We start from the raw sequence: 23,425 nt of genomic DNA on the forward strand, positions 1-23,425 counted from the left end.
CGCGTCATGCCGACGACCCTCGAGTCTCTTGCGCCGTGGTCCGACGATCGCGGCAACCGCGTTGAGTTCGAAGGGCCGCCGCCGACGGACGCCCGGATCAAGGTCGTGTTCCGTGGCTCCGGCAACGTCCTCCGCGTAGACCCGAAGGCTCGGCTCGCCCACCTGTCGGTGACCTTCGACTGCGACGACGGGCTGTGCGAGATCGACGCCAGCGCCGGCGTCCCACCGTTCCGTGGCATTGTGCGCGTGGGGCAGGACTCCCGTGTCACGGTCGGGCGCAACGTCTCGTCGACGGGCAACGTGGTGATCTCGGCCGTCGAGGGAACGAGCGTGACCATCGGGGACGACGTGATGCTTGCGACGGGGAACCAGCTCCGGGCGGATGACGGTCACCCGATCTTCGACGTGACGACGGGGAAGCGGGTCAACCGGTCGCGCTCGATCACGGTGGGGAACCACGTGTGGCTGGCGTTCGACGCCGTGCTGCTCGCCGGCGCTCAGGTCGGCGACGGCTCGGTGATCGGGTTCCGTTCGGTCGTGAAGGGGCGCATCCCGAACAACTGCATCGCCGTCGGCGCGCCTGCGCGGGTCGTGCGTCGCGACATCGCCTGGGAGCGGCCGCACCTGTCCCTCACGCGGCCCTTCTACAAGCCGGACGCCAGCACGGTGAAGAAGTCCGAGGCGTACTGGAACCTGACCGAGCCGGCGGAGGACGGCGAGCCCGTCGTGCGGTCGACCCGCCCCGGCCTTCGCACGCGGGTGCGGCGCGCATTGGGGCGGTAGCCGAAGCAGTTGATCACAGGCCGGGCAGGGTCCCCGGGGCACGGGGGTGCAGAGGCTACACTGTCTGGCGCCTCCTTGCTCGAGTTGAACCTGTGAGTTCACGGACGGTGGCGGGGGGCCGTGTTGTCGACTGATCGAGGGACCTGATGGGCGTGCGCACCGCGGCGGCGGCTCACCTCTCCATCGGCGCGCGCCTGCGCGTCTCCCGCCTGTTGCGCGGCGAGCTCGGCTGGCAGCGCGCGGCCTCGTCCGCGGCCCTCTCCCTTCGTGGCCCGCGCGTACCCGACGGCTATCGCCTGGGTGGAACGCTGCGCGCACCGGTGCTCGGCCGGGTCGTCGACCGCTTTGACTCGTGGGCCGTTCGGCGCGAGACGGCGGAGGCGATGGTCGACGCTCTCCGTGGCGCGGAGGTGCCGTTCGCCGTGCTCGGGGAGGCCCCGGTTCGAGTCGTCGTCCCGCTCGAGCACGCCGCCGCCCTGAGGCGCGTGCTCGCGGCACTCGCTCGACCCGAGTGGACGGTGGTGCGTTCCTCGGGCGCGTCCGTGCCCCTCGTGCGATGGTTGCGCCGGGGCGGGCCGGACCGTGCCGTCTCGGTCTTCCGTGCCCTCGTCGCCGCCGACGGTACCGCGCTCGGCTCAGCGAGCGAGGCGGTCGAGATCGAGCTGTGGTCCTCCGTCGCCGACGACGAGACGCCCTGCGCGGACGGTGGCCTCCACGTGCGCGGCACGCTCCTCCCCCCCCGGTACAACGGGACGGCGGCGTACCTCACGCCGTCGACGTGGGCAGCAGCGCAGCGGAGAGTGGACCGGCGTCTCGTCACGCACGCGGGGCTCACGGAAGTCGACGAGCCCATCGACGTCGTCTACACGTGGGTGGACGGGACGGACCCCGCGTGGCAGGCGGCGCGCGCGCGGGCGCAGGCCGAGCTCCCGGACGGCGCGGTCAACCCGAACGCGGTGAGCAGCTCGCGGTTCCTCGGCCACGACGAGCTGCGCTACTCGATGCGCTCGATCGAGATGTTCGCGAGCTGGGTCCGGCGCGTGCACGTCGTGACGAGCGGGCAGATGCCCGAGTGGCTCGACGTGTCCCACCCTCAGGTGTCCGTGGTCGACCACCGCGAGATCTTCAGCGACACGACCTCGCTGCCGGTGTTCAACTCGCACGCGATCGAGTCGCAGCTCCACCACATCCCGGGTCTCGCCGACCGGTACCTGTATCTCAACGACGACGTCTTCTTCGGCCGGCCGGTCGCGCCTGAGCTCTTCTTCGAGGGCAACGGCCTCTCGCGCTTCTTCCTGTCGCGCGCGCTCCTCGAGCTGGGGCCGGCGTCGGTCCGGGACCTCCCGGTCATGTCGGCCGCCAAGCACAACCGGGAGCTGATCGAGAACCTCACGAGCCGCACGCTCACGCGCAAGGTCAAGCACACCCCGCACCCCCAGCAGCGCCGGGTCCTCGAGGAGCTCGAGGAGCGGTACCCGGAGGTCTTCAAGCAGCTCGTCGGGTCGAGGTTCCGCGACCCCGAGGACCACTCGGTCGCATCCGCGTTGCATCACTGGTACGCCTACGTGACGGGACGCGCGGTCGAGGGCGCGATCGCCTACGACTACCTGGACCTTGCGAGCGACCAGGCGGTCCTCACGCTCAACCGCATCTCCCGTGCCCGGGACTTCGACGTGTTCTGTCTCAACGACACGAACCTCGACGACGAGCAGCGCGGGGACCGGTCGCGGATGATCCAGGAGATGCTCCGCACGTACTTCCCGGTCAGGTCGGCTTTCGAGCTCGAAGGCCGCTGAACCGGCCGGGTGCGCCCGCGGACCGCGTGCCTGAGCAGACCGATCGCCACCTAGAATTGCGTCGCCGCCGGAGCCTGCCGGCTAGGGCGGAGCCCGAGGAGAGGAACGTATGAGCGCGAGCGCAGGGGCGCCCAGCCTGGTCGCCGTGGTCGTCGCGCGCGACGTGGAGACCGAGCTGGCCGCACTGCTGTCCTCGCTCGAGGCTCAGGGTGACGAGTGGGCGACGCTGCGCGTCGTCACGCTCGATGCGGGCTCGCAGGACGGGACGGCGGACGTGCTCGCCGGGTGGGCGGCGCGGTTCCCGGCCCAGGTGACCCACCTGGGCGCGGAGTCCGATCTCCCGGCCGCGCGGAACGCGGCCCTCGCCTGGGCCGAGAAGCACGTCGCCGCGGGCGCTTGGGTCACGTTCCCCGACGCGCGCGACGTCTGGGCTCCCGGGTTCGTTGCGGCCGTACGCGCGACGGCGGCCAAGCACCGGACGTGCGCGGTGCTCGCGCGCGAGCTCGTCTGGGACGAGGCACGCGGCGCGGTGGACCCACCGAGGTCGGAGGGACCGTTCTCGACGCGTGACGCCGTCGTCGACCTCGCCGTGCGGCCCGACCCGGTGGCGACCGCGCTGCGCGCCGTGGCGCTCGACCTGGACGCCCTGCGACGCTCGGGCCTGCGGTTCGCGCCGGAGCTCGCGTCCGGCTTCGGTGATCTCGACTTCCTTGCGCGCGCGCTCCTGGCCGGCGACGCGCGGGTGGCACTCGCTCGCGGGGCCGAGTACCGGTTCCGCAAGCGTCAGGAGGAGGCGACCGGCGCGCGCGAGCCGTTCCGCGACCCCGCGAAGTTCACGACGGCGCTCGCGCACGGGCCCCTGCGGCTCCTCGAGGACTGTGCCTCCTCGGGCCGCGCGCCGGTGTGGCTCCAGAGGCTCGTCCTGGCGGACGTCGGCACCTACTTCCGCGCGGACGAGACCCTGTCCGGGCAGATGAACGCCGAGATGCACCACGTGGCGGACACGTTCCACTCCCTGGTCGAGCGGATCGTCGCGCTCGTCGACACGGAGGTCCTCGACTCGCTCGACCCCGCGACGTTCCCGCTGGACCGGCGGATCGCCTTCCGCCGCGGGTACCGGGGCGAGACGTGGCACGAGGAGCCGGTCGTGCTGGAGCAGATCGATCGCCGCCGCCGGCTGGTCCGGCTCTCGTACCGCTACACCGGGCCTGCGCCCCGCGAGGAGCTGCTCGTCGACGGCCGGCCCGCCGCCGCCCACCACGGCAAGGTCCGCTGCCAGGTCTACGCCGGCCGCACGCTCGTCCGCGAACGGATCCTCTGGGTCAGCAGCGAGGCCGCTGTCGAGGTACGCCTCGACGGTCGGTCGGTACCAGTCTCGCGGGTCCGCACGCCGCTGTCCCGCACGCTCTGGCAGCCGCCGACGCTCGGCGAGGCCTTCGGGGGCGGCAAGGCATCGGAGGACCTCACGGCACGGGGGCTCCTCGGGCGTGTCCTCTCGCCGCGATGGTGGGGTCACCGACTGACGCGCACCGTCGCCGGGCTCGGCCCGGTCCGGCGCCGTTACAAGGGCTCGTGGGTCCTCCTCGATCGCGTGGACAGCGGCCACGACAACGCCGAGCACCTGTTCAAGCACCTCCGGGCCCAGGAGCCGGCAACGCCGGCCTGGTTCGCGCTGGAGCGCGGGACGCACGACTGGAAGCGGCTCAAGCGCGAGGGGAACCGCCACCTGCTGGCCTACGGCTCGCTGCGCTGGAAGCTCGTGTGCCTCAACGCCAGCCACGTCATCTCGTCCCAGGCCGGACCGTACGTCTACAACCCGGTGGCGCTGCGGCCGCTGGGCGGGCCGTCCTGGAGGTTCGTGTTCCTGCAGCACGGCGTCATCGCGACGGACCTGTCGCGCTGGCTCAACCGGCGCAACTTCGACCTCTTCCTCACGACCACCACCGACGAGTACGCGGCGATCGCCGGCACGGAGTCGATGTACCGGTTCACGTCGCGGGAGGTCGCTCTCACGGGCCTGCCCCGGCACGACCGCCTGTTCCGGCTCAACGAGCAGGCCGGCGGGCGCGGACGACGGCGGATCCTCGTCCTCCCCAGCTGGCGGGAGTACCTGCTGGGCAAGATCGGACCCAAGGGCGACCGTGAGCTGATCGACGACTTCGAGAGCACCAGGTACGCACGGGCGTGGTCGGGGTTGCTGCGGTCACCCCGCCTCGCGGAGCTGGCGCGCCGCCACGACGCGACGGTCGCGTTCATGCCGCACCCGAACATCCAGCCGTACCTCTCTCGGCTCGACCTCCCGGCCCACGTCGAGGTGCTGAGCTACGGCGGCAACGACATCCAGGAAGTCCTGGTCAGCGCGAAGGTCGTGGTGACGGACTTCTCCTCGGTGGTGTTCGACGCCGCATACGTGGGGCATCCCATCGTGTACTACCAGTTCGACCAGGACGAGGCGTTCGGCGGGACCCACACCGTCCGTCAGGGGTACTTCTCGTACGAGGACGACGGGTTCGGGCCCGTGGTGCAGACGGAGGACCAGGCGCTGGACGCGCTCGAGCGCATCGCAGGCGACGGGTTCGAGCCCGCGCCCGAGTACGCCGCCCGGATGGAGGCGACGTTCCCCGAGCGCGACGACCAGTCCTCGGCACGTGTGGTCCGTGCGATCGCGGCCATCGACGCGCCGGAGCCGGTGGACGCCTCGATCGCCGCGCCCCTGGCGCCGCCCTTGCGCCCGACGCCAACGCGCGCCGGGCTCGACACGGCAAGAACCGGGTAGACGCCCGCATATCCGACGATTGATTGGTGCTTGGGGACAGTTTCGCCGATGGATCGTACCGTACAGAAGGATCTGGAATGATAGCAGAGGGATCACTATTGGCGAGCGCCCATGTCGCAGAACCGTGGCTCAGCGTCGTCTCCGCAATATATGGAGTGGAGCAGTACCTTCCAGAATTCCTGGAGTCACTGGAGGCGCAGGATGACGGCCTTGACGGCGTCGAGATAATTCTCGTTGACGATGGAGCGACTGACGGTTCCGGACGGATCGCCGACGAGTGGGCTGCACAGCACCCCGCCCACGTCCGCGTCATTCACCAGGCCAACGCTGGTCAGTCGGCGGCTCGAAACGCTGGCACGCGAGTTGCTCGGGGTGAATGGGTGACGTATCCGGACCCTGATGACACGCTCGGCGTCAACTATTTTTCAAAAGTTAGAGCATTCATTAGGGAAAATCCCGCAATCTCGATGGTTGCCACCCACCTCGTAATGCACCACGAGGAGACGAATGTAAAGAGCGACACGCATCCACTCCGCTATCGCTTCGCGCTCGGGGACCATGTCGTTAACGTGGACCGAGTTTCGGACTATTTCCATCTGCACTGGGCCTCATCCTTCCTGCGCCTTGCCGATATTCGGCGGCTGAACCTTCAAGGAGACCCGCGGGTCAAGCCGGTCGGCGAGGACGGTCATTTTATTGGGCGCTACCTCCTCGGCCAGGACCGGGCCCTCGTCGGAATGCTTGACAGTGTCGAGTATATCTATAGGAAACGCTCAGACGCTTCATCGACTATCGATCGTGCGAAGTTCATGCCCGAGCGCTATGTAGATCCTTTGCGATTTGGCCTGCTGGATCTTATCGAGACAGCGAAGCGAACTCACGGGAATGTTCCGAGATGGTTGCAAACTGAACTCATTTATGAGTTGCAATGGCTCCTTCGCCCGGATCTCACTGCTGGGGTTGGTAGCCCCACCGCCGCAGATCTCGGAGTCGCAAGCGAGTTTCACAAGCTCGTGGGCGAGATTTTGAGCCATGTCCCACCGGAGTCGGTGGAGGCGTACCGGGTGACCGGGCTACCCGAACTTATTCGCGTCGCCCTCGCACGTGGCTACCGCGGTAAAGCTTGGCACTCGCCCGCTGTGCAGGTTGCTGAATTCGATCACCAGGAGCGATGGGTCAAGTTTCGTTATTGGTATGTGGGTCCAGCTCCGGCGGAAAAGATCCTCGTCGGTGGAGTGGCAGTCAGTCCGAAGGGGGCCAAACGGCGGCGGGTTGACTTTGCAGGAAAGACCCTCATTTGGGAGCGGATTGTATGGTTGCCACTTAGGGGGCAGATCGCGTTCGAGCTGGACGGTGTGGCCGTTCCGCTTTCGCGCGACGCGGGACTCTCAACGATGCGGGACGTGCGCGCGCGCGACGTGGACCGCATGTTTCGGGTCAAGCCGCGATTTGCGGGAGGCGTGAAGAGAAAGCGAGCCTCGTTGTGGACGCGAGCACGCGGGACCTGGCTTCGTAAATTCGGGCTCGAGGCGCGGAAGGCGCGAAACGCAGCGCTCGTGCAGAAGCTGGCGTCAACGGCGATTGTCGGTCGAATATTCGGCGATGCTTGGGTCCTGATGGACCGTGATCGGAATTCTTGGGACAACGCGGAGCACCTCTTCAGATACTTGCGCGAATATGACAGGTCTGTGAATGCTTGGTTCGTGGTCCGAAGGGGTACCGACGACTGGGTGCGTCTAAAACGCGAGGGCTATAGACGAGTTGTATCGTTCGGTTCGCTAACTTGGAAGCTCCTTGCGCTGAACGCAAGATTCATGATCTCGTCGCATGCAGATGTCTATGTAGTGCGACCTCCTGAGCTTGCGCCGTATGGTGGGCCACGGTGGCGCTTTGTCTTTTTGCAGCATGGTGTTATTCATAACGACCTGTCGCAGTGGTTGAACTCGAAGCCAATTCGACTCATGGTGACGACCACGGAGCGCGAAGCGGAATTTGTTGCGGACGACGGGTCGCCGTTCGTGTTTACTCGGCGCGAGGTTTTGCGTTCGGGACTTCCGCGTCATGATCGACTGGGCCGTGTTGCTCGGGAGTGGGAAGGGCGTCGAGACGTAATCCTCGTGGCGCCGACATGGCGGCAGTCCCTGGTTGGCAAGCTCGCGGCGGGTAATCGCGAGCGTGTGGATGCCTTCTTCGATTCGGAATACTTCCACGCCTGGCAGTCGTTCCTCACTGACCCCCGGTTGGCGGAGTCGGCGCGCACGGCAGGCGCTCGTATCGTATTTCTTCCGCATCCGGAGATGTCACCATATCTGCACGACTGGGCCGTGCCGGATGGAGTCGAGTTCGCGTCGTACGTTTCGGCGGACGTGCAGGAACTGATTGCCCGTTCGATGGTCGTTGTGACGGACTATTCATCCGTCGTGTTCGATGCCGCTGCGGTTCGTCGGCCGGTTGTCTACTTTCAGTTCGATCTGAAGGACACGTATGGCGGTGGACATTTTATTCGTCGAGGCTATTTTGATTTTGCTACTGACGGATTCGGGCCCGTGGCGGAAGAAAGTGGCGCTGCCGTGATGTTCGTCCGTGAAATTGTGGTCAGGCACGGTGAGGTCGACCCTGTCTATTTGGATCGGATGGTCCGAGAGTTTCGGGCGCCGGATGGGAAGAATCGTGAGCGGGTTGTGAAAGCGGTTAAGCGGGTTGAAGCCGGTATGAAGTGGGCGTAGATCCAGCGGTCGAGGATTGCCGAGTATTGCCGGGACGAGCGGCCGAACGGGGCCTTTGTCGAAATGTTGGGGAGTCTATGTCCGTCGTCGCCAGCGAATGGCGTTTTGAGTTGCGGCGGCCATCCAGGCGCCGCCGCCCACTGTGGCCGGCGTTCGGATTGGTGCTGGCCGTTCTGCTGGGGAGTGCGCTCGGCGCCGCGCCCGTCGCGGAGGCGGCCAAGGTGTCGGTGGATGCGCACCTGTCGACGAGCACGTACCTGCGCGGGCAGACCGTCGCGGTCGCGGGCACGGCGCGAGGAGTGTCGAAGGGCACGAAGGTCCGGCTCGAGCGGTCGGTCGGGAGCAGCTGGCGGTCAGCGGTCGCAGGCAAGACGACGACGGCGGCCGGCGCGTACCGCATGCAGGTCGCGATGAGCTCCACGGCGTTGAGGTCCGGGACCCACCACCTGCGCGTGGTGGTGCTCGGCGCCACGGGCAAGGTCAAGGCGGTCAGCTCCCGGATGACCCTGCGCCATGCCACGTGCACGGCTTCGGCACGGCCGTCAGCGATCTCCGTCAGCTTCACGCAGGCCACAGCGTCCAGCGGGGCTGCTCTCGCGAACAAGATCAAGGGTTCGATCTGTGCCGCGGCGAACGGCGCGACCGTGACGGTCTCGATGTACATCCTGAACAAGAACGACGCCCGCGCGAAGCTCATCCTCGACGCCCTTCGCTACGTGCACGCCGAGCGTGGCGTCGGCATCCGGTTCGTGCTGGAGACCGGGGTCAACGACTTCGGCGGGATCCCCGCGTCGACGGTGTCTTACCTGCGCAGCTTCGCGCGGGTGACGACGTGCCGGTTCGGGTGTGGCCCGACCGTCAAGATGCACGACAAGCTCCTGGCGATCTCCGACACGCGGTGGCGCTCGGGCACGGATCCGCTCGTCGTCATGGGGTCGGCCAACTGGTCCGACCGGCAGTTCGACATCTACTGGCAGACCGAGACCTTCTTCTACGGCGACCGCTCCCTGTACCGCGACGCCGTCGCTCACCAGGCACGCATGCGGACCTGCGGAGCCGGGCTCTGCTCCACCATCCGCTCGGTGCTCGGCGCGCCCTGGGTGCGGGGCAGCCGCGGCTACTGGGGCGTCAGCGGTGACCCCGTGCTGCCCGGATCGGCCGGGTCGGGCCTCACATACCAGTACCTGCCTGCCGTCACCAGCCGCGACAACGTGGTCGACACGCTCAAGAGCGTGACGTGCCACGCCGGCGGCACGGTCCGCGTGGCGATGTTCACGACCACGGACTGGCGGGCACGCACGATCGGGACGCAGCTCGGAAGGCTCCGCAAGGAGGGCTGCGACGTCCGGGTCGTCGCCGGGCAGGGGACGCGTGCCCCGACCGCGGCGAGCGCGATCAGCGCCCTGCACAAGGCGAGCGGCGTGGCGCCCCGGTGCGTCTACGGCATGCATGCCAAGTACGTGGCGCTGCGGGGGGTCGAGGTCCACGGCAAGCGCGGGCAGTCGATGGTCCTGGACGGCTCCGAGAACTGGACGACCGCGGCGCTCCGGACGAACGACGAGAGCGAGTTCGTGCTGTCGACCGCGACCGCCACGACGTCGCGCGCCACGCTCATCCGCCAGGTTGCCCAGGCGTACACGACGCAGTGGGGCAAGATCGGCGCTCACGCGGCGCCGTGCGGTTCGATCTCCTGACCGACCGCACTGCACGGGGCTTTCAGCCGCTGACGCGCACCCAGGTGCCGCAGCCGTCCGAGTAGAAGCCCCGGTCCGACGACCGGAGGGTGACGGTCGTCGGACCGCTCGCGTAGCCGTCCCTGCTCACGCTCCTCGTGGTGCCGAGGAAGTCCGCGTCGATCGCCCAGTAGCAGCCCAGCGCGCCCTTCGACGGTCCGGACGTGCGGTAGGTGCCGGCGCGCAGCTGGCCGCCGATCACCGCGACGCCGCTGCCGGCCGCGCTCGTCGCAGGTGCGCCCAGCGCCGCATAGCGGGTCCACGTGCCACAGCCAGTCGTCGCGAAGTAGCGGTCGGTGGCGGCGATGGTGACGACGCGCCGGCCCGAGCCGAAGTCGTTGGCGAGCACGCCGGTCAGCGAGTCGCCAGACGAGGACCGGCGCTCCCAGTAGCACGCCTCCGCGCTCGCGCTCGAGACGTACGTCCCGGCGGCGATCTGACGGCCCACCACGAACGCCCCGTTGGTGGTCAGCGCCGGCTTGGGCCCGTAGATGACGGGGGTGCGGGTGCTGGTGCGGGTGGTGGTGGTGTAGGTGCCGCGTTTGCCGGTGACGGTCACGGTGATGTGGTGGTGGTAGTCCGCCGCAGCGAGCTTGTAGGTGGAGTGTGTCGCACCTGAGATCGCCTTCCCGTCACGCTTCCACCGGTAGGAGATCGATGCCTTCGGCGACCAGGCCGTCACGTGGGCGGTGAGGGTGGAGTACACGCGGGTGGTCCCGGTGATGGTGGGGGCGTAGGTGCGGGTGAAGGGCGCGGTGATGTAGACCGACGCGCTGGTGCGGGTGCGGGTGGTGTATCCGGTGCGCTTGCCGGTGATGGTGACGGTGAGGTGCTTGCCGCGGTCGGCGGTGGTTGTCTTGTAGGTCGAGTGGGTGGCGCCGGGGATCGGGTGCCCGTTGCGCTTCCACCGGTAGGTCAGGTGGGCGGACGGCTTCCAGGTGCCGGTCGAGGCCTTGAGGGTGTGGCGGGTCTGGTGGGTGCCGGTGATGCGGGGGGTGGGGGCGGAGAGGTATCCGTAGCCGATGGTCTTCGCGGGGCTGGTCCGGACGGCCGTGGTGTAGCCGGTGCGCTTGGCGGTGATGGTGACGGTGAGCTTGTGGCCTCGGTAGGACGCGGACGGGGTGTAGGTCGAGCGGGTGGCGCCGGTGATGGTGTGGCCGTTCTGCTTCCACTGGTAGGTGAACGAGGCGGCCGGTGACCAGGTGCCCACGGATGCCTTGACGGGGTTGCCGACGCGGACGGTTCCGGTGATGGCGGGGGTGGTGGTGCGGGTGAAGGTGCCGTAGCCGATGGTCGTGGTCGCGGTGCTGGTCCGTGACACGGTGGTGTAGCCGGCGAGTGTCCCGGTCACGGTGAGCGTGATCTTGGTGCCGCGGTCGGCTGCGGTCAGCAGGTAGGTGGTCTTCGTCGCCCCCGAGACCGACGAGCCGTTGCGCTTCCACTGGTAGCCGAGCTTGGTGCCCGTGGTCCAGCTCCCGGCGTGGGCGGTGAGGGTCGCGCCCACCTTCGTGGTTCCGGTGATCGTGGGTGTCGTCGCGCCGAAGGTCGCGGCCTTGACGGTCACGGACGACGGCGTCGTGGTCGTTGTTGCGTCGTTGTAGCCGTTGGCGTGCGCGGTGATCTGGACGGACACCTTCCGGCCGTTGTCGGCGGCCGTGAGCTTGTACGAGCGTGCGCCGGTCCCGATCTTGGTGGCGTCGCGGTACCACTGGTAGGTGTACGTGGTGTCGGGCGCCGACCACGAGCCGGTCGTGACCGTGAGGGTCTGGCCCACGACCGGCGTCCCTGACAGGACGGGTGCCTGGGTCGCGGCGAGGCGCCCCACGGCCACCTTGCCGGCGGAGGTCGTCGTGGACGTGCCGCGATAGCCCGCCAGCGTGCCGGCGACCGTGACCGAGAGCTCCCGCCCGAGACCGGCCGCGGCGGGCGTGTACGACGCCGCGGTCGCGCCCTCGATCGGCGTGCCGTCCAGGTTCCACCGATACGTCGCGTCCGGCGCGGGCTCCCAGCCCGACACGTCGGCTGTGACCGTCGATCCGACCCTCGCCGCACCGGCGATCGTCACGGTCGTCGCCGTAAAGTCGTGAGCCGTGTCCGGCGTGTCCGGCGAGTCCGGCGCGTCCGGTGTGTCGGGGGCGTCGGGCGTCTCGGGTTCACCCGACTGCTCGAACACGTAGGTGGCCCCGGCGACGTCGAGCGACGCGAGCGTGGCCTGCGCGTCCGGCGTGCCCGAGCCGAGCGAGACACCCACGTCCCGGATCTCGGCCGTCGCCAGGGCCGTCCGCCAGGCGGCGAAGGTGTGCGTGTCCGGGTTGGCGTCCTTGAGCGTCTGGGCCGAGTCGCGGGACAGGCCCCAGTCGTCGTCGCCGTACCTCACGAGAGTGAAGTAGTGGTCGGCGTCGTAGGCACCGTCACCGTCCGCGTCGCCCCGCACCTGCAGACCCAGCGGCGCGCCGGCCTGCGTGAGGCGCGGCTCGCTCGCGAGGGACCCGAGGGGCGCCCGCACGGCGATCAGGGCGACGGCCTGCGACGCGTCGGACGAGCCGGTGCTCAGCGCGAGGCCGCCGTCCGCGAAGCCGACCTCGGCGCCGTCGTGCGACTCCCCGACGAACGCGATGCTCGGGTCGGTGGACTCCCACGCAGCCCGGAAGGCGGCGTCCTCCACGAAGCTCGAGGTCTCGAGGGCTCCGACGCGTACGGGCGGGGGACCGGCCGCTTCCGCGCTCGCGACGGTGGCCGGCGCGACGAGGATCAGCGCGGCGGCGACTCCCGCGACGAGGCGTGCGCGGGCAGGCAGGGAGGAAGTCACGGGGTTCTCCGGGTGGTGACGAGAGACGAGGGGACAGTGGCGTCAGCGGATCGCTGTCGCGGGGGAGATCACTCCCCGAGCGCTCGGGCGAGCGGCGCCTCGATGTCCGGCTCGAGGGTACGCGAGAACGTGGCGGACATGTGTCCCTGGTCGAAGTACGCGATCACACCGCCGACGACGCCGTAGCAGGTGCCGTCCTTGCAGAACCGCCGCGTCAGGTCGAGGGTGCTGACCTTGCCGGACGTGTCCGCCTCGGCCGCTTCGAACAGCGGGTCCCGGATGAGTGCGGTCTTCTCGGGATCCGCGCAGGCCGCGAGGTCGGTGCTGCTCTGCGCGACGCAGTCAGGGACGGACTGCTGGTGGAACGGCACGTCGCGGAGGACGAGCGCGGGCACTCCGGCGCGGGTCCAGGTCTGGAGCGTCTTCGCGTACAGGCCGCGCGCCACGTCGCCGCGGTCCGCCTTGGACACGCCCTTGAGCTGGAGCCAGGTGCGGTCGGCGATGACGACGAGGTCGTAGTGGCCGTTCGCGACCGACGCCACCTGCCACCGTGCGAGCTTGCGGCAGTTCTCGCCGTCCGACGCGGGCCCGATGAGCTGGACGGCGTCCACCGTGTAGCACTGGGACGCGAGGTAGGTGGTGACCTGCCACCCGTTCTTCTTCGCGAGGTCGGCGAGCGCCGGCTGCCAGTACCCGGCGTGGGAGTTGCCGACCAGCGCGATCCGCTTGGTCGGGTTCTTCGCGCCGTACGTGCAGGTCTTGCGCGACGTGAATGGCTGCGAGTTCCAGCAGCCGTCCTCGTAGACCTGGGCCTTGTCCGTCTTCGCGAACGTCGCCGGTGTCAGGAGCTCGTCGCCCACGAAGTCGCACGAGCCCTTGCGCGCGGCGGCCGCGCCGAAGCAGGTGGAGTCGGCGTGCAGCGCCTCCGCCACGGCGTCCTGCGCCTGCTGCGCGACGCGCTCCTCGTGGACGCGCACGGCCGTGGCCGCAGACACGGTGACGCCCATGAGGAGCGCGCCGACGAGGAACGTCCGCCACACGGGCCGCGCCAGGCCGCGGCTGCGGCGCACGGGGTCCTCGACGGCCACCTTGGTGACCCAGGCGAGGAGGAACGCGCCGACGACGAGCGCGATCTTCGCGGGCCAGTACACGTCGTGACCGAGCACGAACGGCGCGACGACGATCAGCGGCCAGTGCCACAGGTAGATCGAGTACGAGACGTCGCCCGCGAGCTGGACGCCCCGGAGGCTCCACAGCCGGTCGGGTGACCCGTCGACGTCGTCGGCGGTCGCTGCGATGACAGCCGCCGCTCCGGCCGTCGGCAGGAGCGCGGCGATGCCGGGGAAGGGCGTGGCGGCGTCGTACAGGAGCGCTGCCGCGACGATCGCCGTGAGCCCGAGCCAGGCGAGGGGCGCCCGGGCGGCGCGCGGCACGAGCCTGAACCCGCGGACCGCCGCGAGCGCCACCAGCCCGCCGAGCGCGAGCTCCCACATGCGGGTCGGCGTCACGAAGTACGCGGGCGCCGGGTTCGTCGCGGTGTCACGGAGCGAGTAGGCGAGCGAGGCCACGAACACCGCGACGAGGCCGGTCTCGACCCACGGGAACCGGACGCGGAAGCGGCGAGCGCACCACAGGGCCGCCCCGATCACGAGCGGCCAGACGATGTAGAACTGCTCCTCGACCGAGAGCGACCAGTAGTGCTGGACCGGCGTGTGCAGGTCGTCGGCGGCGAAGTAGTCCGTGGCCGAGCGGGCGAGGGCCCAGTTCTCCGCGTACACGGCAGCGGCGGCGGTCTCGTGGGCGATCCGGGGGAGCGCCGTCGCCGGGAGGAACGCCACGCTCGCGGCGAGGCTCACGAGCAGGACGAGCGTCGCGGCGGGTAGAAGGCGGCGTACCCGGCGACCCCAGAAGGCGGCGAGGTCGGCCCAGCGCTGCGGGGGCCTGGAGGCCAGGTGAGACGTGATGAGGAAGCCGGAGATCACGAAGAAGACGTCGACGCCGATGTATCCGCCGGGCAGGCGCGCCGGCCAGAAGTGCGAGAGGACCACGAGAGCGACGGCGAGCGCGCGGAGCCCTTGGATGTCCCGGCGGGCCTTGGAGGCGGGCCCTCGACGGGCCCGAGCGGGCGCCTCGGCATGGTCGGTGCTGGTGAGCGTCATGAGTCCTCGTGGAGCTGTCCGGCACGGAGGACCTGCGGGCGCCCCTGCCACGTGTGGTGTCGCGTGCTGCAGCGAGTACTCTATGCCCACGCCGAGCCGGTGCGTGCCCCGCAGGGGGGACGATCTGGGGGTGGCCGACGGGCGGCGTCGCCACCCGTCAAAGGATTCTCATCGCAGGAGATTCACGTGTTCTCTCTCCGTTCCCTGACCCGCGCCGGCGTCGTCGTCGCGGTCTCGCTCGGCGCAGCCGCCGGGCTCGTCGGTCCCGCGTCCGCGGCCGACTCGACCGTCGCGAAGCCGACCGTCACCCGCCCCGCCGACCAGTGGGTCTGGTCGGGCCAGACGGCGCACTACCAGGTCAGCGCCAAGTCCACCGGCACGACGACGTACTCGTGGGAGTACAGCGCGGACGGCGGCACCAAGTGGCAGCCCCTCGCCGGCAAGACCACCGCCGCCATCACGCTCAAGGCGGCCACCGTGCGCGACGGCTGGAAGGTTCGCCCCAAGGTCACGAACGCCGGCGGCTCGACGTACGGCCACTCGGCCCTGCTGCGCGTCCACTCCACGACGAGCGACCCGTTCGCCGTGTCGCCTGACGCATCCGCCGGGGCGCTGACCAGCGGCTGGTTCTGGACGGTCGTGCAGACCGGGCACTCGTCGACCGCGGTGTCGGCGTACGTCTACGTGCACAAGGTGGACGCGACGGCGCGCGTGAGCGACCTCCGGGCGGCGTTCCGCGACGCGTCCGGCGCGGGCACCGCGACGACGATCACGAAGTACGCGGCCATCGACTCGCGCACGCTGATCCTCAAGTTCCGCGCGACGCCGTCGAAGGCGGCGCTCCAGAGCGCGACCGGTGACACGTGGAAGCTGCGCGACTCCGTGACCGGCGAGTACGAGTACCTCGCCACCAAGTAGGCATGTCCCTGCGGCGAGGCCCCCTTCCGGCTGGGAGGGGGCCTCGTCGTTTTGGTCCGGGCCGTCGGGCTCGCCGTCGGCCGGAATGTGATCCGTCCGCCGGTCCGCGTCGCCGACCTCCCGGGGCGCGCCTAGCCCGCGGGCGCCGCGAGCTGCTCGGGCCGGTCAGCCAACCGTCGTCGCACGGCGATCCAGAGCACGTTCCCGAGGCCGAGCGCCGCGGCCGCCGCGGCCGCCACCCACCCGATCGGCAGCCCGACGAGCCGCAGCCCCGACGCGAGGAGCAGGATCGCGAGCGCCCGCCGGATGATCCCGCCCGGCGCGCGGCTCGACGCGTGCGCGCCGAGCCAGGCGCCGGGGAGCGCGCCGATCAGCAGCGACGTCGTCAGGCCGAGGGAGAAGTCGCCGTACAGCAGGTGGCCGAGCGACGCCGCCGCGACGAGCGGAACGGCCTGCACGAGGTCCGTCCCGACGACCTGGGACGCCTTCAGCGCCGGGTACATCAGCAGCAGGATCACGATGACGATGGATCCCGCGCCGACGGACGTCATGCCGACGAGGAGCCCGGCGACGGCGCCGAGGGCGACGGTGGGCAGCGGGCGGACGACGACGTCGGGCGCGGACGGCTCGGCCGGACCCTCGCCGAGCGGCGACCGACGGCGCGTCATCTGGAGCACCGCGCGGACCACCAGGCCCGCGGACGCGATGAGGAGCGCGATGCCGAGAACGACCTTCACGGCGTCGTCGAACCCGTCGCCGAGCGGCAGGACGCGCAGCAGGAGCACGCCCGAGAACGCGGCGGGCACCGAGCCCAGGCACAGCCAGCCGACGAGGCGCAGGTTCACGGTGCGCCGTCGCAGGTGCACGACGGCGCCCGCGGGCTTCATGAACAGGCTCGCGACGACGTCGCTGGAGACCGCCGTCAGCGGGTCGACCTTGAACACGAAGATGAGCATCGGCGTCATCAGCGCGCCGCCGCCCATGCCGGTGAGCCCGACCACGAAGCCCACGACGAGGCCCCCGAGGGCGAGGGCCGGGTCGATGCTCACAGGCCCTCGCGACGGGAGGTCGAGGGCCGACGGCGCACGACGGCGAGCGGGCCGGGAGGCATCCGCCGATCGTACGGGCGGTGCCGCCGCATCGTGGACGCCAACTTCAGCTGGTGAGACAACGTGACCTCACGCGCTGGCGTCGCGAGGTGTGAGCCTTCGCGGCGGCCTTCGGTGGCCGCGGTTATGGTGGCGAGGCAACGACGCGACCACGGAGCCGCGAGGAGGAGTGAGGACGTGACGGTCATCGACGACAGGCTCGGCGCGGTCTACGACGAGCTGGTCAGGCGCAACCCCGGCGAGACGGAGTTCCACCAGGCGGCGCACGAGGTGCTGTCGAGCCTGGGGCCCGTGCTCGACCGCAACCCGCAGTACGTCGACGCGGAGGTCATCCGGCGGCTGTGCGAGCCGGAGCGCCAGATCATTTTCCGGGTGCCGTGGGTCGACGACGCCGGCGTCGTGCAGATCAACCGCGGCTTCCGCGTCGAGTTCAACTCCGCGCTCGGCCCCTTCAAGGGCGGACTGCGGTTCCACCCGAGCGTGTACCTGGGGATCGTGAAGTTCCTCGGGTTCGAGCAGACCTTCAAGAACTCGCTCACCGGCCTGCCCATCGGCGGAGGCAAGGGCGGCTCCGACTTCGACCCCAAGGGGCGGTCCGACGGCGAGATCATGCGCTTCTGCCAGTCGTTCATGACGGAGCTGTACCGCCACATCGGCGAGTACACGGACGTCCCGGCTGGCGACATCGGCGTCGGCGGGCGCGAGATCGGGTTCCTGTTCGGCCAGTACAAGCGGATCACCAACCGGTACGAGTCCGGGGTACTGACCGGCAAGGGCGTCACGTGGGGCGGCTCGCTGGTGCGCCCCGAGGCGACCGGGTACGGCGTGGTGTTCTTCGTCGACGAGCTGCTGCGCTCGCGCGGCGAGTCGCTCGACGGTCGCAAGGTCGTCGTCTCCGGCTCCGGCAACGTCGCCACGTACGCGATCGAGAAGGTGCACCAGCTCGGCGGGACCGTCCTCGCGTGCTCCGACTCGGGCGGCTACGTCGTCGACGACGCCGGCATCGACCTCGAGCTCCTCAAGGACGTCAAGGAGGCCCGGCGCGCCCGGATCTCCGAGTACGCCGACGCGCGGCCCGAGGCCCGCTACGTCGCCGGCGGCAGCATCTGGGACGTCCCGTGCGACGTCGCGCTGCCGTGCGCCACCCAGAACGAGATCGGCGAGCGTGAGGCGCGCGCCATCGTGTCGAACGGATGTGCCGTCGTCGCCGAGGGCGCCAACATGCCGTGCACGCCCGACGCCGTCCGCGTCCTCGTCGACGCCAAGGTCACCTTCGCGCCCGGCAAGGCAGCGAACGCGGGCGGCGTCGCGACCAGCGCGCTCGAGATGCAGCAGAACGCGTCCCGGGACTCGTGGAGCTTCGAGCACGCCGAGCAGCGGCTCGAGGAGATCATGCGCGGCATCCACGACCGGTGCCTCGAGACGGCCGACGAGTACGGGAGTCCCGGCGACTACGTCCTCGGCGCCAACGTTGCCGGGTTCACACGGGTCGCCGACGCGATGCTGGCGCTCGGCGTCATCTGACCTTGAGCGTTGCCGCCTTCGTGGTCCTGGCGGCGACCGTCGAGGACCCTGAGTACTTCGCGACGATCTTCACGGTGCCGCGCTTCGTCGTCCGCGGCAGCGTGACCGTGACCTTGCCCTTCTTCGAGGACGTCAGCTTGACGGTCTTGACCTTGTGGCCGTTCTCGTAGAGCTTGATCGTCCCCGTGGGCTTCGAGATTCCCTTGACCGAGACCCGGACCGTGATCTTCGGCTTCGCGCCCTTCCTGACCGTCGTGTGCGCGAGCTTGACGCTCGCTGCTGCCGACGCCCTGGTCACCTTGACCGTCGTGCGCTTGCTCGTGGCGTCGACGCCGCGGGCCTTGCTGGCGGCGTCGGGCGTGAAGGCTGCGGTCAACGTGTGCGTGCGCACGGCCAGGGTCTTCGGCAGCGTGTAGGCCGCAGTCCCCACCGACGACGTCCGCACCGTCTTGAGCGTGTGCGACCCGTCCTTGAAGGCGACGGTTCCGGTGGCGTGCCGACCGTCGACCGAGCCGACCCGCGCCGTGAGGCGGACCGCCGTCTGCCGGTATCGCTGCGCCCTCGTCGAACGGGTGAGCGACACCTCGGGCGTCTTGTGCACGACGACGGCGAGCGTCGCGGTCGCGCCGTTCGTCGTCGTGACCTTGAACGAGACCTTGCCCGAGCGGGTCGTGAACGTGTGCCCGGTCGCGAGGTAGGAGGTGCGGGACGACGCCCCGCCGACGGGGACGACGGACTGCTCGTACCTGGCCCAGTAGTCGGTGTCGCGCGGGGTGAAGCGGAGGACCCGGACGCCGAAGCCGATCCGGTAGCTGCCCGTCCCGTCGACGGTGTAGGTGTCGAAGGGCGACTCGGCAGGTGCGGGGAACGAGACCCCCGGCATCGAGGGGCGGTACTCGACGTCGTACACGTCGCCCGTCTTCGGGTCCTTGACCTGCACGACCTGCGGGCGCGCGGGCGCCCCGACCTGGCTCGCGGGCAGAGCGGTCACCACCTGCGTCGACGACGCCGTGACGGTCTTGTGCTGGGCGGTCGTCAGCAGCCCGAGCCGGAGCCGCTGCGGGCTCGACAGCGGCGGGATGCCCTTGTCGCCGAAGCCCGCACCCATGAGGTCGAGCGGGTCCCAGTAGCTGAGCTGCCCGCAGGCAGACGACGTGAATGCGCCGTCGCTCGCCCCCGAGTCGCACCACCAGAAGCCGGCGTGCTGGAGGCCGAAGTTGTGGCCCAGCTCGTGCGCGAGCGACTGGCGGGACGTGTAGAACTGCGGAGCGCTCGCGTGGTTGCTGCCGGCGTCGGGCGCGCCGAACAGCGCGAACGTCAGGCCGTTGTTCCCGAGGCTCGGCGTGGTCGGGGTGGTGCCGAGTCCGAGCGTCCCGTCGCACGTCGTCGCGCCCTCGCTGTCGCCCGCCGCGTAGGGGTAGAGGACGACGAGGTGCTCGCGCGCCGGAGGACCGACGTCCGGGTTGCCGTCGTCCCACCAGTCCTTACCGGCGACCGCCTTCGAACCCTGCGTCCACATCGTCGTCAGGCCGTCGTCCGTGCTGCAGTTCGCTCCGGTACTGATGCGCTTGATCGTCTTGACGTGGAACGCGACACGCCCGTTCGTCTGGCCCGACCAATACGTCGAGACGTCCGACACGAGGGAGTCGACGTCGGCGTCCGTCACGGCGCTGGTCTTGCCGGTCGGCGTCGCGACCACGATGTCGAGCTGGTGCACGGAGGTCGTCGTCGCGAGGGGGCTCAGGCCGTCGGGCGACGAGGTCCGCAGGAGCGAGTCCGGCGCCGGGACCGGGGAAGCCGGTGGCGTCGTGCGGGCCGTGTACGGGAGCGTGTCGTCCCGCCCATCCGCCGACGGTGACGTCACGTTCGCCGACGGTGACGCGGCGACCGCCGGGGCCGTGAGCGACAGGGTCAGCGCGCCCGCCACGAGAGTCGAGGCGAGCGAGATGGTGCGGCGCCGTCGGCGCATGGTTCCCCCAGGGCATGCTGTGGGTCGCAAGAGTGCGGCCCGTCGGTCGAGGGTACCGGGATGCCGGGTCCGCGGATGACGACGGCCCGCCGCTCGCGTGGAGCGACGGGCCGCCGGGGGTCAGCGCGGGTGAGATTTAGTACCAGCGCACGTACTGGTTGTACGTGGAGTAGGTGCTGTCGGTGATGCGCCAGGTCCCACCCGACACCGCGGACGACGGAACCGGCGCGTAGAGCGTGAACGTCGCGCAGCCGTCCTTGTCCAGAGACATCGTGTTGTAGACGTCGTCGGCCTGGTCGGAGGCTTCGTCGGCGTAGACGTGCCCGTTGCCGCCGATGTACGCGACGTGGAGGTCGGTCCAGGGCGCGATCGCCTGCCCGTCGCTGAAGGCGCAGATCTGCGCGGGCGCGGCGAGATAGTTGCCGCCGTACGGGCTCGGCGCCCACGACGACTTGCCCACGACGGCGAGGTAGCTGTCCAGCTGGAAGACCTGGTTCGCGATGAAGGGCTGAGACCGTGACGAGTTGATGAAGATGATCGCTGCCGCACTCGTACGGCTGCCCACGACGTTCTTGACGACCACCCGGAAGCGCCTCAGGTCGACCACGGAGTGAGCGACGACGGTCAGCTTCGCGGACGTCTTTCCCGAGAGAGACTTCCAGCTGGCACCGTTGGTGTCGGAGTACTGCCACTGGTAATGCAACATTCCGCCCGTGGCCTTGACCGAGAACGACGTGGTGGTACCCGCGTTGACCAGCACGGGCTGCGGCTGCGCGGTGATCTTCGGGGTCGTGACGCCCTTGGGCCCGTAGATGACGGGGGTGCGGGTGCTGGTGCGGGTGGTGGTGGTGTAGGTGCCGCGCTTGCCGGTGATGGTCACGGTGATGTGGTGGTGGTAGTCCGCCGCAGCGAGTTTGTAGGTGGAGTGCGTGGCACCTGAGATCGCCTTCCCGTCACGCTTCCACCGGTAGGAGATCGACGCCTTCGGCGACCAGGCCGTCACGTGGGCGGTGAGGCGTGAGTACACGCGGGTCGTCCCAGTGATCGTCGGGGCGTGCGTGTGCGTGAAGGGCGCCGTGATGTACGCCGAGGCGCTCGTGCGTGACCGAGTGCTGTAACCGGTGCGCTTGCCGGTGATGGTGACGGTGAGGTGCTTGCCGCGGTCCGCGGTGGTTGTCTTGTAGGACGCGTGGGTGGCGCCCTTGATCGAGACGCCGTTGCGCTTCCACCGGTAGGTCAGGTGGGCGGACGGCTTCCAGGTGCCGGCCGAGGCCTTGAGGGTGTGGCGGGTCTGGTGGGTGCCGGTGATGCGGGGGGTGGGGGCGGAGAGGTATCCGTAGCCGATGGTCTTCGCGGGGCTGGTCCGGACGGCCGTGGTGTAGCCGGTGCGCTTGGCGGTGATGGTGACGGTGAGCTTGTGGCCTCGGTAGGACGCGGACGGGGTGTAGGTCGAGCGGGTGGCGCCCGTGATGGTGTGGCCGTTCTGCTTCCACTGGTAGGTGAACGAGGCGGCCGATGACCAGGTGCCCACGGATGCCTTGACTGTGTTACCGACCCGGACGGTCCCGGTGATCGACGGCGTGGTGGTGCGGGTGAAGGTGCCGTAGCCGATGGTCGGGGTCGCGGTGCTGGTCCGGGAGACGGTGGTGTAGCCGGGCAGCGTCCCGGTCACGGTGAGCGTGATCTTGGTGCCGCGGTCGCCGGACGTCAGCACGTAAGTGGTCTTCGTCGCCCCCGAGATCGAAGAGCCGTTGCGCTTCCACTGGTAGGTCAGCCGGGTTGCGTTCGGCCAGCTGCCGGCGTGGGCGGTGAGGGTGGCGCCCACCTTCGTGGTTCCGGTGATCGTGGGTGTCGTCGCGCCGAAGGCGGCAGCTTTGACGGTCACGGACGACGGCGTCGTGGTCGTCGTCGCGTCGTTGAAGCCGTTGGCGTGGGCCGTGATCTGGACGGACACCTTCCGGCCGCTGTCGTCGGCCGTGAGCTTGTACGAGCGTGCGCCGGTCCCGATCTTGGTGGCGTCGCGGTACCACTGGTAGGTGACCGTGGTGTCGGGCGCCGACCACGAGCCGGTCGTGACCGTGAGGGTCTGGCCCACGACCGGGGTCCCCGACAAGACGGGTGCCTCGGTCGAGGCGAACGTGCCCTTGGCGATCGTGACCGGCTTGCTCGTCACCGTGGCCGGCACGTGACCGTCGGCGGCTCCGCTCACGGAGACCGTGAGCGGCTTGCCGAGGTCCTGAGCCGTGGGCGTGTAGGTCGCGGTGGTCGCGACCTGATGGCCGTCGACGCTCCATGCGAACGACGGGCTCACGGGCTGCCAGCTCGTCAGATCAGGCGCCACCGGCTTGCCGACCGCGGCGCTACCGAGCGCTACGGCCGCGTCGTCCGACGGCAGGCCGAACGTCGTCGTCAGGCAGTTGAAGGTGGTGTCGGAGATGACGCTGACCGTGGTCTGGCCGGTCCCGAGGTGAACTCCGTGCGAGAGCAGGGTCGCATCCGGGAACAGGCTCTCGACCGTGGCGAGCGAAGTCGGTTCGGCCTGCGAACCGGGACCGGACGGGATCTTGCTCGTCCACCACTTGCCGGCCTCGAGGTCGGAGAACCTGCCGGTCGCCGTGGCCAGCGCGTACCCGTTCTGGTACGGCTCCCAGACGAGCGTCGCGTAGTGCAGGTCACCCTTCTGCGGGTCGATCTCGATCACGTACGACGGCTGCGCGCCGCCGTCGTTGGTGGCGATCGTGTAGCCCAGCCCAGCGACACTCGACAGTGCTCCGGACTCGGCGTGGTAGAAGTCGACGGCCTGACCGGCGGCGGTGCTGCCGTCCAGCTTGATGCCGCTGCTGACGAAGCTCGGCGACACGTCTTCGGTGGCGTAGTCCGATTGCGACTCCGTACCGCTGGTGCAGGCCGCGGAGCCGGCGGTCGGCGAGTCGCCGTTCGCGGCGAACGCGCTGGTGGCAAGGGCCGGGATCGACAGCCCGGCGGCGAGGGCCGTGACCAGAGGCACGGCCAGAGAACGATGGAGCTTCATGCATCCTCCAGGAGAGAAGAACGAGGGTGCGCGCAGGCCGCGCGCGGGCGTCGCGAATCGTTCGGTGTTCTCGCCCGGGATGCGTCAGGAGA

Annotated in this window: 12 protein-coding genes; 7 read left to right on the forward strand and 5 right to left on the reverse strand. The window is 69.7% G+C overall.

Annotated features, from left to right (window positions below; all coding sequences use genetic code 11):
* Positions 1 to 6: 6 nt before the first annotated feature.
* The 5 genes from ACLQ14_RS09360 to ACLQ14_RS09380 all read left to right on the forward strand — a co-directional run bounded on the left by ACLQ14_RS09360 (position 7) and on the right by ACLQ14_RS09380 (position 9,775).
* The gene (locus ACLQ14_RS09360; RefSeq protein ID WP_425812231.1) at positions 7 to 783 is read left to right on the forward strand and encodes an acyltransferase; all 777 of its coding nucleotides are present in this window, start codon (positions 7 to 9) and stop codon (positions 781 to 783) included.
* A gap of 146 nt (positions 784 to 929) precedes the next feature.
* On the forward strand, positions 930 to 2,579 hold the full coding sequence (locus ACLQ14_RS09365) for a stealth family protein (RefSeq protein ID WP_425812233.1): 1,650 nt from the start codon (positions 930 to 932) through the stop codon (positions 2,577 to 2,579).
* 109 nt (positions 2,580 to 2,688) lie between these two features.
* Positions 2,689 to 5,355, forward strand: a complete 2,667-nt coding sequence (locus ACLQ14_RS09370) for a CDP-glycerol glycerophosphotransferase family protein (RefSeq protein WP_425812235.1) — start codon at positions 2,689 to 2,691, stop codon at positions 5,353 to 5,355.
* Positions 5,356 to 5,432: 77 nt separating this feature from the next.
* On the forward strand, positions 5,433 to 8,081 hold the full coding sequence (locus tag ACLQ14_RS09375; protein WP_425812237.1) for a CDP-glycerol glycerophosphotransferase family protein: 2,649 nt from the start codon (positions 5,433 to 5,435) through the stop codon (positions 8,079 to 8,081).
* Between the two features lie 161 nt (positions 8,082 to 8,242).
* A complete protein-coding gene (locus ACLQ14_RS09380) occupies positions 8,243 to 9,775 on the forward strand; it encodes a phospholipase D-like domain-containing protein (RefSeq protein ID WP_425812239.1) in 1,533 nt (510 codons plus the stop codon).
* Between the two features lie 22 nt (positions 9,776 to 9,797).
* Here ACLQ14_RS09380 and ACLQ14_RS09385 read toward each other — a convergent pair whose 3' ends face one another.
* Positions 9,798 to 12,623, reverse strand: a complete 2,826-nt coding sequence (locus tag ACLQ14_RS09385; protein WP_425812241.1) for a hypothetical protein — start codon at positions 12,621 to 12,623, stop codon at positions 9,798 to 9,800.
* A gap of 68 nt (positions 12,624 to 12,691) precedes the next feature.
* Positions 12,692 to 14,782 (reverse strand): acyltransferase family protein, encoded by a 2,091-nt coding sequence (locus ACLQ14_RS09390; protein WP_425812243.1) that lies wholly within the window; start codon positions 14,780 to 14,782, stop codon positions 12,692 to 12,694.
* A 186-nt stretch (positions 14,783 to 14,968) separates the two neighbouring features.
* Between ACLQ14_RS09390 and ACLQ14_RS09395 the strand changes: the two genes are divergently transcribed.
* A complete protein-coding gene (locus ACLQ14_RS09395) occupies positions 14,969 to 15,700 on the forward strand; it encodes a hypothetical protein (protein ID WP_425812245.1) in 732 nt (243 codons plus the stop codon).
* Positions 15,701 to 15,831: 131 nt separating this feature from the next.
* On the opposite strand, the gene ACLQ14_RS09400 is transcribed toward ACLQ14_RS09395, so the two are convergent.
* Positions 15,832 to 16,749, reverse strand: a complete 918-nt coding sequence (locus ACLQ14_RS09400; RefSeq protein ID WP_425812247.1) for a sulfite exporter TauE/SafE family protein — start codon at positions 16,747 to 16,749, stop codon at positions 15,832 to 15,834.
* Positions 16,750 to 16,995: 246 nt separating this feature from the next.
* Between ACLQ14_RS09400 and gdhA the strand changes: the two genes are divergently transcribed.
* A complete protein-coding gene (gene gdhA, locus ACLQ14_RS09405) occupies positions 16,996 to 18,333 on the forward strand; it encodes an NADP-specific glutamate dehydrogenase (protein ID WP_425812870.1) in 1,338 nt (445 codons plus the stop codon).
* Here the strand turns inward: gdhA and ACLQ14_RS09410 are convergent.
* Positions 18,326 to 20,302: an Ig-like domain repeat protein gene (locus ACLQ14_RS09410; RefSeq protein ID WP_425812249.1), complete on the reverse strand. Its 1,977-nt coding sequence runs from the start codon at positions 20,300 to 20,302 to the stop codon at positions 18,326 to 18,328. The genes gdhA and ACLQ14_RS09410 overlap by 8 nt on opposite strands.
* Before the next feature lie 136 nt (positions 20,303 to 20,438).
* A complete protein-coding gene (locus ACLQ14_RS09415) occupies positions 20,439 to 23,333 on the reverse strand; it encodes a hypothetical protein (RefSeq protein WP_425812251.1) in 2,895 nt (964 codons plus the stop codon).
* Positions 23,334 to 23,425: the final 92 nt, after the last annotated feature.

Origin of the sequence: Luteimicrobium sp. DT211 (assembly GCF_049844995.1) — a bacterium.
Lineage (GTDB): Bacteria > Actinomycetota > Actinomycetes > Actinomycetales > Cellulomonadaceae > Luteimicrobium.